Source organism: Mycetocola miduiensis, assembly GCF_900115155.1.
Lineage (GTDB): Bacteria > Actinomycetota > Actinomycetes > Actinomycetales > Microbacteriaceae > Mycetocola_A > Mycetocola_A miduiensis.
On record NZ_FOVM01000007.1, the window covers coordinates 25,241 to 39,105 of the forward strand.

The window sequence follows — 13,865 nt, forward strand, 5'->3', positions numbered from 1 at the left end:
AGATCATGCGCTCATCATAGTGGCGGGCATCGAACACCTTGATGTGACAAGAACGGCTCGGCCTGATGCATGTGGCGCACGGAACGACAGAACGGGATGCCGCTGTAGGCGGCATCCCGTTCGGGCAAGGTGTCGATCTGAGGAGCTATACGACCTCGAGGGCGTATCCCTCTTCGCCGTGGACCGACGTGTCGACGCCAGCGATTTCGTCTTCGTTCTTGACCCGGAAGCCGAGAGTCTTCTGGATCGCGTACCCGACGACGCCGGCGACGAGGAACGAGTAGACCAGCACCGCGAAGGCGGCGATGAACTGCACGGCGAGCTGCTGGAAGCCGCCGCCGAGGAACAGGCCGGTTTCGGTGGCGAAGAAGCCCAGGTACAGGGTGCCGACGAGGCCACCGACGAGGTGGATGCCGACGACGTCGAGTGAGTCGTCGAAACCGAGCTTGAACTTCAGTTCAACGGCCAGGGCGCAGATCGCACCGGTGAGGACACCGAGGAGGAGTGCCCAGCCCGGGGTCAGGTTCGCACAGGCGGGGGTGATGGCGACGAGGCCGGCGACGGCACCCGATGCGGCGCCGACCGAGGTGGCCTTGCCGTCCTTGAGTTTCTCGATGACGAGCCAGCCGATGATGGCTGCCGCGGTCGCGCCGAGTGTGTTGATCACGATGAGACCCGTGTTGGCGAGTCCGTTGAGCCATTCTGCGCCCGCGTTGAACCCGAACCAGCCGAACCAGAGGATGGATGCGCCGAGCAGCGTGAGCGGTACGTTGTGCGGCTTCTGGATGCCCTTCTGGAACCCGACCCGCTTGCCGAGCACAAGTGCGAGGGCGAGGGCGGCGGCACCGGCGTTGATGTGAACAGCGGTTCCACCGGCGTAGTCGATGACACCGATTCCCGCGTCTTCACCGAAGAGCGCGGTGCCGAGGTTCATGATCCAGCCGCCGCCCCAGACCCACGCCGCGATCGGGAAGTAGGCGAGTGTCGCGAAGATGCCGGCGAACAGCATCCACGACCCGAACTTCGCGCGGTCGGCGATGGCGCCGGAGATCAGGGCGACGGTGATGATCGCGAATGTGGCACCGTACGTGGCGCCGAGGAGGTTCGTGTTCGCGTCCGCACCCTGGGAGAGTGCCGTCAGCCCGAAGTCGGCGAACGGGTTGCCTGCGAAGTCGAGCGGGTTGGCGACCGCGCTCATGTTGAACCCGTAGAGAATCCACAGGACGGTGATGAGGCCGAGTGCGCCGAAGCTCATCATCATCATGCTGATGACGCTCTTGGCTTTTACAAGGCCGCCGTAGAAGAATGCGACGCCAGGGGTCATCACCAGCACCAGGGCGGTGGCTGTGATTCCCCAGGCAATGCTGCCGGTGTCCATAATCGTGTCCTTAAGTTCTCTCGAGTGCATCGGGCTGCCGACGGGGAACGCTGAGCGTTTGTCGGTGTATAGCCAGCTTGGATGCCGGACGTTTCGAGAGCGGTGTACCCGATGTTTCGGGTCTGTTACACGGAGGGCGCCTCTGTAAAAAGAACGTTTCGCAGGTCAGGGAGCCTCGGCCAGCGCGATCATCCGTGACATGGAGCGCAGGTACTTCTTGCGGTACCCGCCCGAGAGCATATCTCCGCCGAACACCTGGTCGAGTGGGATGCCCGTGGCCGAGATCGGTATCTGGGCGTCGTAGACCCGGTCGATGAACGCAACCAGGCGCAGCGCCTCCGTCTGCGAGTGCAGCTCGTGGACGTCCCGCAGACCGATCCGGTCAATGCCGTCGATCAGCTTGATGTACTTCGAGGGGTGGACGGTGGCGAGGTGGGTGATGATCTCATCGAACGAATCATCCGACATCCGCTCCCCCGCATCCGCTGCACCATCCAGCCTGCTGCTGTACGCGTCTGCATCCAGGACCCCGGCGTGGCCGTCGGTCGAGCGCCGCCTGAAGTCGTTTCCGTCGATCCGCAGCGTTGTGAAATGACTCGACATGGCGTGGATCTCGCGCAAAAAATCAGACGCGGCGAACCGGCCTTCACCGAGGGCGTTCGGCGGAGTGTTGGACGTTGCGGCCACTCGTGTGCCTGTCGCCACCAGGTCGGTGAGCAGTCGGGTCATCATCATGGTGTCGCCCGGATCGTCGAGTTCGAACTCGTCGATACAGAGCAAGGCGGACCCGGTGAGCGCCTCCACCGCCTTCGCGTAACCGAGGGCGCCGACGAGGGCGGTGTACTCGATGAACGTGCCGAAGTACTTACGCGGCCCCGGTGCCGCGTGCCACAGGGCGGCGAGCAGGTGGGTCTTCCCAACGCCAAACCCGCCGTCGAGGTAGACCCCGGGCTTGACCTCGGGCTCCTTCTTCCGGCGGCCGAAGAAACCGGAGGCCTTCGATGGCGCCCAGCTGGCGGCGAACGACTCGAGGAGGGAGACCGCCTCTTCCTGTGATGCGAAATCGGGATCCGGGCGGTAGCTGGCGAAGCTGGCATCCGTGAACTGGCGTGGCGGCACCAGGCTGGCCGCGATCTCCTCACCGGTGATTGTCGGCGTGCGGTCGGAGATGCGGAGGCGTGCCGTCTCAGCGGTCTGGCTCATGGGAGAATACCTCGTGTGTCGAAGTCTTTTCGGCGCTGCTTTGCTCGATCCGAGAAAGCTGCGTATCTTCGCGAGAAGAACGAGTCCCAAGCCTAAGGCAGGCGACGCGCCGCACACACACGCCCAGCGACCCCGGAGGTAGACCATGTCCATCGAAACCGACCAGTCCCCCGCCTTCGCCGAGTACGCGCACCCCGACCGCCTCGTCACAACCGAGTGGCTGCAGGAACGCCTGGGAGCCCCAGGGCTTGTCGTCGTCGAGTCCGACGAGGACGTCCTTCTCTACGAGATCGGTCACATCCCGACTGCGGTGAAGATCGACTGGCATACCGACCTCAACGACCCGGTGCTGCGGGACTACATCGACGGCGTCGGCTTCGCCGAACTTCTCTCCGGCAAGGGCATCTCGCGTGACGACACCATCGTTCTCTACGGCGACAAGAGCAATTGGTGGGCGGCTTACGCGCTCTGGGTGTTCACGCTGTTCGGTCACCGTGACGTCCGGCTCCTCGATGGGGGTCGCGACAAGTGGCTCGCCGAAGGTCGCGAGATGACGACGGATGTCCCGGAACGCCCGCGCACGGACTACCCGGTGGTCGAACGCGACGACTCCGTCATCCGTGCCTATAAGGACGACGTCCTCGCCCACCTCGGCAATCCGCTGATCGACGTGCGCTCCCCGGAGGAATACAGCGGTGAGCGCAACACGGCTCCCGCCTACCCCGAGGAAGGCGCGCTGCGCTCTGGGCACATCCCAACCGCGAAGAGCGTGCCCTGGTCGAAAGCGGTAGCCGAGGACGGCACTTTCCGTCCTGTCGCCGAACTGAACGCCATCTATCGGGACGAGGCCGGACTTCAGGACGGCGACGACGTCGTCGCGTACTGCCGCATCGGCGAACGCTCCAGCCACACCTGGTTCGTGCTCCAGTACCTTCTCGGGTTCGACAAGGTGCGCAACTACGACGGATCGTGGACCGAGTGGGGTAGCGCCGTTCGGGTCCCGATCGTGATGGGCGACGAGCCGGGCGAACTCCCTCGCTGACCGATGCGAGCGATCGGGACACTCGGCCCGCCGTCAGGTCCCCATGGGAGGATGGAGAAACCATGATCGAAACTCTCCCCGCCCAGGTAGCCGAGATCCGTGACGAGTTCCTTGAACTCGACGAGAAATCGCGGCTGCAGCTGCTGCTCGAATTCTCGATGGAGCTGCCCGACCTGCCGGAACGGTACGCAGATCACCCCGACCTGCTTGAGCGCGTTGTCGAGTGCCAGTCCCCGATCTTCATCTTCGTCGAGGTGGCCGACGACGGTGTGCACCTGCACGCAACCGCTCCACGCGAAGCGCCAACGACGCGCGGATTCGCGAGCATCCTCGCCCAGGCCATCGACGGCCTGACGGTCGATGAAGTTCTCGCGATCCCCTCCGACTTTCCGCAAATGCTCGGCCTCGGCAAGGCCGTCTCTCCGCTGCGGCTCAACGGCATGAACGGGATGCTGCAGAGAATGAAACGGCAGCTGACGGAGCGCGCGGCGGCCTGACTCGGGGTTCACCCGAGAGTTGCGGCCCAGTCGCTGATCGCCGATGTCCAGCGGTCCTCGTCGTAGTTCCACAATTTCGTGTGCCTGGCGCCGGTGAACGGCGAGAAGGTGACGAGATCCGGCCGCGCCGCGGCGAGGTCATGCGACGCGGACGACGGGACGAAACCGTCATCGTCGCTGTGCAGCACGAGAACCGGGACGGTGAGTTCATCCGCCCGGCTGACGACGTCCAGCCCCGGAAGGTTCACGGCCGAGTCGAGGCCGGTGAGCGCGCGTCCCCACGGACTGGTGATCGCCAGAATCGCGGCGAGGCGGAGCGGAACCGGGATCCGTCCGGCATCCGCCTGGAATTCCAGCACCCGGGCCCAGTCGAGCACGGGAGACTCCAGTGCGATGCCCCGGAGAAGCCCTTTGTGAGCACTGCGCAGTGCGGTTTGCACGGCGATGGTGCCTCCCATCGACCAGCCCATGAGGACCACGTCGCTCGCCCCATGCTCCGCGGCCAGATCGAGGGCAGCGTCGACGTCCTCCCATTCGGTGTCGCCGAGCCTATATAGGCCGTCAGCGCTCGGCGGAGCGTCACCGTCGTTCCGGTACGACACGAGCAGGGCGGAGTAACCCGCATCCCGCCAGACCGGAACGGCACGGAGGCATTCACTTCTCGTGGTGCCTCGACCGTGCACAATGACGACCCAGCGGCCGGTCTCTTCCTCGGCGGGGAACAGCCACGCCGGGGCGTTCCCGGCGTGCGTCGGAACGTTCAGGTGCGTGAAATCGAGACCCAGTTCTTCTGGGCGGGAGTAATACCACCCGCTGAAGGTGGCCGGGCCGCTTGCGGGCAGGTGGTCTGCCGGTGTCTCAAGCCGCCTGGTCACCGTCCCGCCGTTCGTGGAGAGGACGTCCCCGAGACGCAGGTACCGCTCTGGTTCGCCGTAGAACAGGCCGTAGCGGCCAGGAAGCTTTGTGTCCGGGTTCGACCCGAGGGTGATGGTCGCGTTTTCGGCGTCGATGGCCAGAACGTCGCTTTCCCGGAACCGGGTGCGTGCCGGCGTGACCACGCGCCGAGCCACCGTGCCGACGGCGATGACTGCGCTGGTCGCGAGCGTCAGGAGGATTCCGCCGAAAAGCACCACAAGCCGTCGGTTGCGCGCCGGGGAGACCGGGCCGTTTCGGACGGCGTGGCTGTGACGTTTCATTGGCAAGTAACTCTAGTCTGCAAACGTGGCTGATATCCCGATGGGCACCGACGTGCCTCCTGAGTTCCAAAAGGCGCTGGACTCGGTTCGTCGCGCTAAAGCACGGCCTGAACTCGCCGTCACCGAGATCCCCGCGCCGGGCAACCTTGCCCCGTACAGCGTGGCCCTTTCTGCGGACGTCACACCGTCACGGCATGGCGCGGACTCCGAGCTCGGCACCGGACGATTCATCCTCCTCTACGACCCGAGTGAACCCGAAGCGTGGGGTGGTGCTTTCCGGATCGTCTGCTTCGTTCAGGCTCCCCTCGAAACCGACATCGGCCTCGACCCGTTCCTCGCTGAAGTCGCATGGTCCTGGCTTGTCGACGCGCTCAACGCGCGGTCCGCCAAATACGGTGCAGCGTCAGGGACCGCCACGAAGATCATCTCCACCGGTTTCGGCGAGCTGGCAGCGCAGGGCGACGGCGCCCAGATCGAATTGCGTGCCTCGTGGACCCCGTTGGAGAGCGACATCTCGTCACATGTGGAAGGCTGGGGTGAACTGCTCTGCATGCTCGCAGGGCTCCCACCAACAACCGAAGGTGTCACTCTGTTGTCTAGTCGCAGGACGGCGCGTGACTGAACGCCACGTCATCGAGTCGAGGGACGAATACCTCGACGCCGTACGAACCATAGCGGCAGGGAGCGGTCCGATCGCCGTCGACGCCGAACGGGCATCCGGGTACCGCTATTCCCAGCGCGCCTACCTCATCCAGCTCTACCGGCGTGGCGCAGGACTCTTTCTTTTCGACCCACCGGCGATCGGCCGCTTCGACGAGCTGAATGAGGCGATCGCTCCCGCGGAATGGGTTCTCCACGCGGCGAGCCAGGACCTCGCGTGCCTCCGGGAAGTCGGCCTCGACCCGGTCCGCATCTTCGACACCGAACTCGCCGCACGGCTTCTCGGTTTTCCCCGCGTTGGACTGGGCACCGTCGTCGAAGAGCTCCTCGGAATTCACCTGGCCAAGGAGCATTCCGCCGCCGACTGGTCGACCCGGCCGTTGCCGACGACGTGGCTGGAATACGCCGCACTCGACGTTGAGCTCCTCGTCGATGTCCGCGACAAACTCGCGGACATGCTCGACGAGGGCGGCAAACGCACCATTGCCGCCGAGGAGTTCGAGGCCACCCTGGCCAGGCAGCCCAAGCTGCAACGCCAGGACCCGTGGCGTCGGCTCTCCGGTCTCAACACGGTTCGCGGGGCACGGAACCTCGCCATCGCCCGTGAGCTGTGGTTAGAACGGGATGCGTTCGCTCGCGAAAGCGACATCGCCCCCGGCCGCCTCGTCCCCGACTCTTCGCTGGTGGCCGCGGTTCGGGCAGAGCCGCGAAGCCGTGCCGCGCTGGCTGCGGTGCGGGAGTTCAAAGGGCGCGCGTCGCGGAGCGAACTTCCGCGATGGTGGGCCGCGATCGAACGTGGGCTCACGACAGATGACCTGCCGCCGATCCGTGGAACATCAGGAGAAACGATGCCTCCCGCACGGAGCTGGGCCGAGCGGAACCCCGACGCCGACGCCCGCCTCAAAGCAGCGCGGACATCGATTGCGGCGATCTCAGAGGACCTCGCCATCCCGATCGAGAATCTCCTCACGCCCGAACTCCTTCGGCGGGTGGCGTGGAACCCGCCCGAACCGGTGACCGCCGAAACGATCGGCGACGCCCTCGAATCGCTCTCGGCACGCCCCTGGCAGATTGAAGCTACTGCACAGGCAATCGCCTCCGCGTTTGTAGAGTCAAGCCAATTGGCGTCGGAGGCTCCGAAACCCGAGTCGTAGGAAGAATCAAAGGATTCCGGCCACGATTTCGCGCATCTCTAGGATCGGGGTGAACACGAAATTGGAGGCAAAGTGGCCGAATTAGCCGACGTCTTTTTTGTCGATGGTGTGCGGACCCCGTTTGGTCGCGCCGGAGAAAAAGGTCAGTACTGGAACACCCGCGCGGATGACCTCGTCGTCAAAGCGATGATCGGGTTGCTCGAACGCAACCCGGATGTTCCGAAGGAACGCATCGACGAGGTCGGGATTGCGGCCACAACCCAGCAGGGTGACCAGGGCCTCACCCTCGGCCGCACGACAGCGCTCCTCGCCGGTCTTCCCCAGTCGGTTCCTGGCTACGCCATCGACCGGATGTGCGCAGGCGCGATGACCGCCGTGACCCAGATTGGCAGTGCGATCGCGTTCGGCGCATACGACTTCGGCATCGCCGGCGGTGTCGAGCACATGGGACGTCACCCGCTCGGCGGTGACGCCGACCCGAACCCGCGTTTCCTCAGCGAAAAGCTCGTCTCGGCGGATGCTCTCGACATGGGCAAGACCGCTGAACGCATTCACGACCGGTTCCCCCACCTGACCAAGGAACGCGCCGACCGCTTCGGTATGCGCAGCCAGCAGAAGCTTCAGGCTGCATACGACGCAGGCAAGATCCAGCCGGATCTCATCCCGGTTGCGATCCGCAGCGAATCGGGCTGGGGCCTCGCGACCCGCGACGAGGGTACCCGCCCCGAAACGACCATGGAGGGACTCGCGACCCTCAAAACGCCGTTCCGTGCCCACGGACGGGTGACGGCGGGAACCAGCTCACCGCTCACCGACGGCGCGACGGTGAGCCTGCTTGCCGGCAGTTCCGCGGTCAAGGAATTCAAGCTCAAGCCGAAGATGCGAATGGTGAGCTTCGCTTATGCCGGCGTCGAACCGGAGATCATGGGCATCGGTCCTGTGCCGTCGACCGAGAAGGCGCTCCGGAAGGCCGGGCTCACGATCGATGACATCGGGCTGTTCGAGTTGAACGAGGCATTCGCCATTCAGGTCCTGTCGCTGCTCGACCACTTCGGCATCGACGATGACGACCCGCGGGTGAACCAGTGGGGCGGCGCTATCGCCATCGGTCACCCCCTTGCAGCATCCGGTGTTCGCCTGATGACCCAACTTGCCGCCCAGTTCGCCGAGCGCCCGGACGTGCGCTATGGCCTGACCGCCATGTGCGTCGGCCTCGGCCAGGGTGGAAGCGTCATCTGGGAGAACCCGAACTGGAAGGGAAAGAAGTAATCGATATGACCGACTACTCAACCATCGATTTCAGCCCGCTTCTCGCCCACGCCGCCAACGAGGTCGTCACCCACTCCTTCGTGCGAGACGTGTCACTGCCGGATGGCACCGTGATCGCTCTCATCACCCTCGACAACGGACGGGACCACACCCGCCCGAACACCCTAGGCCCCGTCACGCTGATGGAACTGGGCGGCGTGCTCGACGCACAGCGTGCGCGTGCCGCTGCGAAGGAAATCGCTGCAGTCGCGATCATCGGCAAGCCGTTCATTCTCGCGGCTGGCGCCGACCTGAGCAAGGTCAGCGAGGTCGAATCCCTGGAGTCGGCCCGCCTTCTCGGGCAACTCGGCCACTACGTCTACGGCAAGCTCGACACGCTCGGCGTGCCGTCGTTCGTTTTCATCAACGGCCTCGCGCTTGGTGGCGGCCTCGAGATCGCGCTCAACGCGACGTACCGGACGGTTGACGCGTCTGCTGCCGGCATTGCCCTGCCGGAGGTCTTCCTCGGATTGATCCCCGGCTGGGGCGGCGCCTACCTTCTGCCGAACCTGATCGGGATCGAGAACGCCCTGAAGGTGATCATCGAGAACCCGTTGAAGATGAACCGGATGCTGAAGGCGCCTGAGGCGTTCGAACTCGGCATCGCCGACGCGATCTTCCCTGCGGCATCCTTTTTGGAGAACTCACTCGCCTGGGCGGGCAGTGTGCTTGCGGGGAAGACCAAGGTCGCCCGCAAGAACGTCCCAGGGAAGGTCGAGCGTTTGGTCAAGTGGGACGTTGCCATCGGCATCGCCCGCAAGATGCTCGAGTCGAAGATCGGAACCGTCCCTGTGGCGCCGTACGTCGCCCTGGACCTCCTCAAGGCAGCGAAGAGCGGCACCCGCGCTGAAGGGTTTGAGCGGGAGGACGAGGCACTCGCAAAGCTGGCCTGCGGCGACCAGTTCCAGGCCAGCGTGTACGCGTTCAACCTCGTCCAGAAACGTGCGAAGCGACCGGCAGGAGCGCCCGACAAAGCACTCGCCCAGAAGGTCACCAAGGTCGGTGTGATCGGTGCGGGACTCATGGCCAACCAGTTCGCGCTGCTCTTCGTGCGCCGCCTCCAGGTGCCTGTGGTGATCACCGATCTGGATCAGACCCGCGTCGACAAGGGGATCGCCAGCATCCGCGGCGAAATCGACGCGTTGCTGCAGAAGAAGCGCATCTCGCCCGACGAAGCGAACCGTCTGAACGACCTCATCTCCGGCACGACCAACAAGAGCGACTTCGCGGACTGCGACTGGGTCATCGAAGCGGTCTTCGAAGAGCTCGGTGTGAAGCAGGACGTTTTCGCCGACGTCGAGCAGTACATCTCCGACACGGCGATCCTCGCCACCAACACGTCATCACTCTCGGTTGAACAGATCGGTGAGAAGCTGGCACACCCGGAACGACTCGTCGGGTTCCACTTCTTCAACCCCGTAGCGGTCATGCCGCTGATCGAGGTCGTCCGGACACCGCAGACCACCCCGGAGGCTCTGGCCACCGCGATGGCGACCGCAGCCAAACTGCGCAAGAACGCTGTGATCACCAGGGACACCCCCGGTTTCGTTGTGAACCGGGTGCTCGCCAAGCTGCTCGGTGAGGCGATGTACGCAGTGGACCACGGCACGCCGTTCGAGGTCGTCGATAAGGCGGTTGCCCCGCTTGGTCTGCCCATGCCGCCGTCCGAGTTGCTCGACCTCGTTGGGCTCAAGGTCGGCGCGCACGTCCTCGACACCCACCACAACGCCTTCCCGGACCGGTTCTACCGCAGCGAGAACCTGCACAAGCTGGCGGAGTACGGCACCCTCCTCGAGAAGGACTCAAAGGGCAAGGTCAAGGGTTTCGACAAGGGCGCGCTCAAGATCGTCTCCGGAGGTAAGGAACCGCTCACGGCGGATGCCATCCGGCTGCGTCTCGTCGACGGGCTCGCCGACGAAATCCATCGCATGCTGGAGGATTCTGTGGTCGAGGGCCCGGAAGACATCGACCTGTGCATGATCCTCGGTGCCGGCTGGCCGTTCCACATGGGAGGCGTTACGCCGTACCTCGACCGTGAAGGTGCGAGCGAGCGCGTCTTCGGCGGAACGTTCCACGAGCCGCCCATCCGCGGCATCCAGGACTAGGTCAGAGGACAGGAAAGGGACGCGGGGCTTCGGCCTCGCGTCCCTTCGTTGTCTGGCTGACGGGCGGTCGCCCGGTACGCCGCCGGGTTACTGGACGGTGTGCGGGTATTCAGCCGAGCGGCCCTGGAACTCAAGGATCGCCGGGTTCTGCACGATGCCGTCGCGGATCTCTATCGCGCGGCGGATCGTCTGGTTCTGGTCCTCGTCGGTGGGCCCATCCATCACCGTGCTGAGGAATGGCAGCAGCGCTTCGCTGATCTCCCACGTTGCCGAATTCCAGAGGTGTGACGGGGTGTGGTCGACGGCGTAATAGCGGATGTGGTTGCCGACCTCGAATATCGGGTCGTCGAACGACGTCATCTTCGCCCATTCGAAGCCCATTCCCTCGTCGCAGGACACGTCGACGATGAGGCTCCCGGGGCTGAACAGGTCGAGGTCGGCGGTCGACAGGTAGATGACCGGGTTGTTTGGGTCCTGCAGGGTGCAGTTGACGACGATGTCGTGCCCGGCGAGGTACGGTGCAAGCGGTTTCCGCCCGTGGTCGGTCACCACGTTCGACAGAAACGCTCCCTCGTCGTCCTGGTCGAACTGCACGAGGGTGGCGGAGTGGATCGGGAAGCCGACGGCGGCTCGTTCACGCGTGGTCAAGACCTGAACGTCGTGCACCCCAAGTGCGTTGAGCGCCGTGACGGCGCCCCTCGCCGTGGCCCCGAACCCAATGACGACGGCGTTGAGGCGCCGCCCGTAGTCTCCGGTCGATCCAGTCAGTTCCAGGGCGTGGAGAACCGAAGCGTAGCCGGCGAGTTCATTGTTCTTGTGGAACACGTGCAGTGAGAAGCCGCCGTCTGGCGACCAGTGGTTCATCGCCTCGAATGCGATCAGGGTGAGCCGCTTGTCGATGGCGGTCTGGGTCAATTCCCGATCCTGCACGCAGTGCGGCCAGCCCCAGAGCACCTGCCCGTCGCGCAACTCGGCAAGGTCCTCCGCCTGCGGTTTTGGCAGGAGTACGATGTCCGCGTCGGCCAGCAACTCGTCGCGGCCGGCCAGGCGGCCGACCAATGGGCTGAGCTGCTCGTCGGACAGCCCGAACCGTTCGCCGTACCCTGTCTCCAGGATGATGCGCTGTCGCAGTTCAGGTTCGATGCGGTCAAGGTGAAGCGGATGGATCGGAAGACGCCGCTCGTTCTTCTTCCGTGAGGTGGCGAGCACCCCGAGGTGAAGCGGTCGGTCGAATTCGTCGGGGCTGGCGGTCATCGGGAACTCCTTGGGATAGCCGGCGACGGTGCGCGGCCGGGGCTGATAGACGCGCTTAGCCGCGTTGGACGCGCTCGGCAGCTGCTTCGGCCGGCCGGGCAACGGGGATTCGAGTACCGGAAACCTGGGCGAGGATGTCGCGGACGATTCTCTCGGCGGTCAGACCGGCATCCTCGAGGATCTGCTCGCGGGTCGCGTGCTGCAGGAAATCGTCGGGCAGGCCGAGCTCGTCGACGCCCGTGTCGACACCGGCCTTCCGCAGCTCCTGCCGAATGCGGGTGCCGATCCCGCCGACACGGAGGCCGTCTTCGATCGTGATGACGAGTCGATGAGTGTCGGCCAGGTCGACGATGCTGTGCGCGACCGGGACGACCCAGCGGGGGTCGACGACGGTGCTGCCGACGCCTGCGGAATTCAGCAGTTCTGCGACATCGAGTCCAAGCTGGGCCATAGGGCCAACGGTGACGATGAGGACGTCGCGCCGATCATCCTCACGAAGCACGTCGACGCCGTCGGCGGTGCGGCGGATGGCGGGGATGTCGGTGCTGACGTTGCCCTTCGGGAACCGGATCACCGTGGGCGCGTCGTCGATCGCGACGGCTTCGGAAAGTTCCTCCTGCAGGCGTGTCCCGTCGCGCGGCGCGGCGAGGTGGATGCCTGGGACGACCTGGAGGATGGACAGGTCCCAGATGCCGTGGTGCGACGGACCGTCTGGCCCGGTGACGCCGGCACGGTCGAGCACGAACGTCACGCCCGCCTTGTGCAGGGCGATGTCCATGAGGATCTGGTCGAAGGCCCGGTTGATGAACGTTGCGTAGATCGCAACGACCGGGTGCAACCCGCCGAAGGCGAGGCCAGCCGCTGACGTTGCGGCATGCTGTTCGGCGATGCCGACATCGTGGACGCGCTCGGGGAACCGCTCGGCGAACTTATGCAGCCCCGTCGGGCGGAGCATGGCCGCGGTGATCCCGACGATCCGCGGATCCGCCTCGGCAAGCTGGAGCAGCTTGTCGCTGAAGACCCCGGTCCAGGTGGGAGTCGTGCTGGTCGAGATCGCCGCGCCGGTCGACGGGTTGATCTTGCCGACGGCGTGGAACTGATCCGCCTCATCGTGCACGGCGGGAGCGTAACCCTTGCCTTTCTGGGTGATCGCGTGCACGATGACCGGCGCGCCATAGTTCCTGGCCTGGCTGAGCGCTTCTTCCATCGCCTGTTCGTCGTGCCCGTCAACCGGGCCGAGGTACTTGATGTCGAGGTTCGAGTAGAGCGCTTCGTTGTTGCTGAACCGGGCGAGGAAGCCGTGCATCCCGCCACGCACACCCCGGTACACGGCCCGGCCTGGAGCCCCGAGCCGGTCGAACGCCTTCTGGCTGGTCAGGTACAGGTCCCGGTAGGAGCGCCTCGTCCGGACCGTGTTGAGGAAGCGAGCCATCCCACCGATCGTCGGCGCGTATGAGCGCCCGTTGTCGTTGACGACGATGATCAGTTTGCGGGTGTTGTCGTCGCTGATGTTGTTGAGCGCCTCCCACGTCATGCCGCCGGTGAGCGCGCCATCCCCGACAACGGCGACAACGTGGCGGTCGTGCTGGCCGGTCATCTCGAACGCACGGGAGATACCGTCCGCCCAACTCAGCGAACTCGACGCGTGTGAACTTTCGACGATGTCGTGGGGTGACTCGCTGCGCTGCGGGTAGCCGGCGAGTCCACCGCGCTCCCTCAGCCGGGTGAAGTCCTGGCGCCCGGTGAGGAGCTTATGCACATAAGACTGGTGACCGGTATCGAAGACGATCGCATCCTTCGGCGAATCGAAGACCCGGTGGATGGCGAGCGTCATTTCGATCACGCCGAGGTTGGGGCCGAGATGGCCGCCGGTGCGCGAGACTTCGCTCACCAGGAAGGTGCGGATCTCAGCGGCCAGCTGGGTCAGCTGTTCTCTTGAGAGGGCGTCGAGGTCGCGAGGACCCGTGATCGTCTCAAGAAGACCCATCGCGTTCAACTCCCTGTTTTCATTCGAGCGGCCCGCTCGCCGGCCAACTCCCCCACTCTACGCGGCACCCCTCCGCGATTC

At 65.0% G+C, this 13,865-nt stretch carries 11 protein-coding genes; 6 read left to right on the plus strand and 5 right to left on the minus strand.

Annotation, left to right across the window (positions count from 1 at the left end; translation table 11 throughout):
- Nucleotides 1-145: 145 nt before the first annotated feature.
- Together BM197_RS11855 and zapE are read right to left on the minus strand one after the other, a co-directional pair.
- On the minus strand, nt 146-1,378 hold the full coding sequence (locus BM197_RS11855; RefSeq protein ID WP_090711784.1) for an ammonium transporter: 1,233 nt from the start codon (nt 1,376-1,378) through the stop codon (nt 146-148).
- 165 nt (nt 1,379-1,543) lie between these two features.
- Nucleotides 1,544-2,581, minus strand: a complete 1,038-nt coding sequence (gene zapE, locus BM197_RS11860; protein ID WP_090711786.1) for a cell division protein ZapE — start codon at nt 2,579-2,581, stop codon at nt 1,544-1,546.
- A 145-nt stretch (nt 2,582-2,726) separates the two neighbouring features.
- Here zapE and BM197_RS11865 point away from each other — a divergent pair, with 145 nt between their 5' ends.
- Nucleotides 2,727-3,623: a sulfurtransferase gene (locus BM197_RS11865; RefSeq protein ID WP_090711788.1), complete on the plus strand. Its 897-nt coding sequence runs from the start codon at nt 2,727-2,729 to the stop codon at nt 3,621-3,623.
- 62 nt (nt 3,624-3,685) lie between these two features.
- Complete coding sequence (locus BM197_RS11870) at nt 3,686-4,120, plus strand: SufE family protein (RefSeq protein ID WP_090711790.1); 435 nt, start codon at nt 3,686-3,688, stop codon at nt 4,118-4,120.
- An 8-nt stretch (nt 4,121-4,128) separates the two neighbouring features.
- Here BM197_RS11870 and BM197_RS11875 read toward each other — a convergent pair whose 3' ends face one another.
- Entirely contained in the window at nt 4,129-5,316 is a 1,188-nt protein-coding gene (locus BM197_RS11875; RefSeq protein ID WP_090711792.1) for an alpha/beta hydrolase family protein, read from the minus strand.
- A 40-nt stretch (nt 5,317-5,356) separates the two neighbouring features.
- Between BM197_RS11875 and BM197_RS11880 the strand changes: the two genes are divergently transcribed.
- The 4 genes from BM197_RS11880 (at nt 5,357) to BM197_RS11895 (ending at nt 10,543) form a co-directional block, all read left to right on the plus strand.
- Complete coding sequence (locus BM197_RS11880; protein WP_090712112.1) at nt 5,357-5,938, plus strand: DUF3000 domain-containing protein; 582 nt, start codon at nt 5,357-5,359, stop codon at nt 5,936-5,938.
- The gene (locus BM197_RS11885) at nt 5,931-7,130 is read left to right on the plus strand and encodes an HRDC domain-containing protein (protein ID WP_245762520.1); all 1,200 of its coding nucleotides are present in this window, start codon (nt 5,931-5,933) and stop codon (nt 7,128-7,130) included. Before BM197_RS11880 ends, BM197_RS11885 begins: the two co-directional genes overlap by 8 nt.
- Before the next feature lie 72 nt (nt 7,131-7,202).
- Nucleotides 7,203-8,399 (plus strand): thiolase family protein, encoded by a 1,197-nt coding sequence (locus BM197_RS11890; RefSeq protein WP_090711795.1) that lies wholly within the window; start codon nt 7,203-7,205, stop codon nt 8,397-8,399.
- 5 nt (nt 8,400-8,404) lie between these two features.
- The gene (locus BM197_RS11895) at nt 8,405-10,543 is read left to right on the plus strand and encodes a 3-hydroxyacyl-CoA dehydrogenase NAD-binding domain-containing protein (protein WP_090711797.1); all 2,139 of its coding nucleotides are present in this window, start codon (nt 8,405-8,407) and stop codon (nt 10,541-10,543) included.
- An 87-nt stretch (nt 10,544-10,630) separates the two neighbouring features.
- On the opposite strand, the gene BM197_RS11900 is transcribed toward BM197_RS11895, so the two are convergent.
- Together BM197_RS11900 and dxs are read right to left on the minus strand one after the other, a co-directional pair.
- Nucleotides 10,631-11,797 carry a N(5)-(carboxyethyl)ornithine synthase gene (locus BM197_RS11900; RefSeq protein ID WP_090712114.1) on the minus strand — a complete coding sequence of 389 codons (1,167 nt, stop codon included), beginning with the start codon at nt 11,795-11,797 and terminating at the stop codon, nt 10,631-10,633.
- 55 nt (nt 11,798-11,852) lie between these two features.
- On the minus strand, nt 11,853-13,784 hold the full coding sequence (dxs, locus tag BM197_RS11905) for a 1-deoxy-D-xylulose-5-phosphate synthase (protein ID WP_090711799.1): 1,932 nt from the start codon (nt 13,782-13,784) through the stop codon (nt 11,853-11,855).
- Between the last annotated feature and the right edge of the window lie 81 nt (nt 13,785-13,865).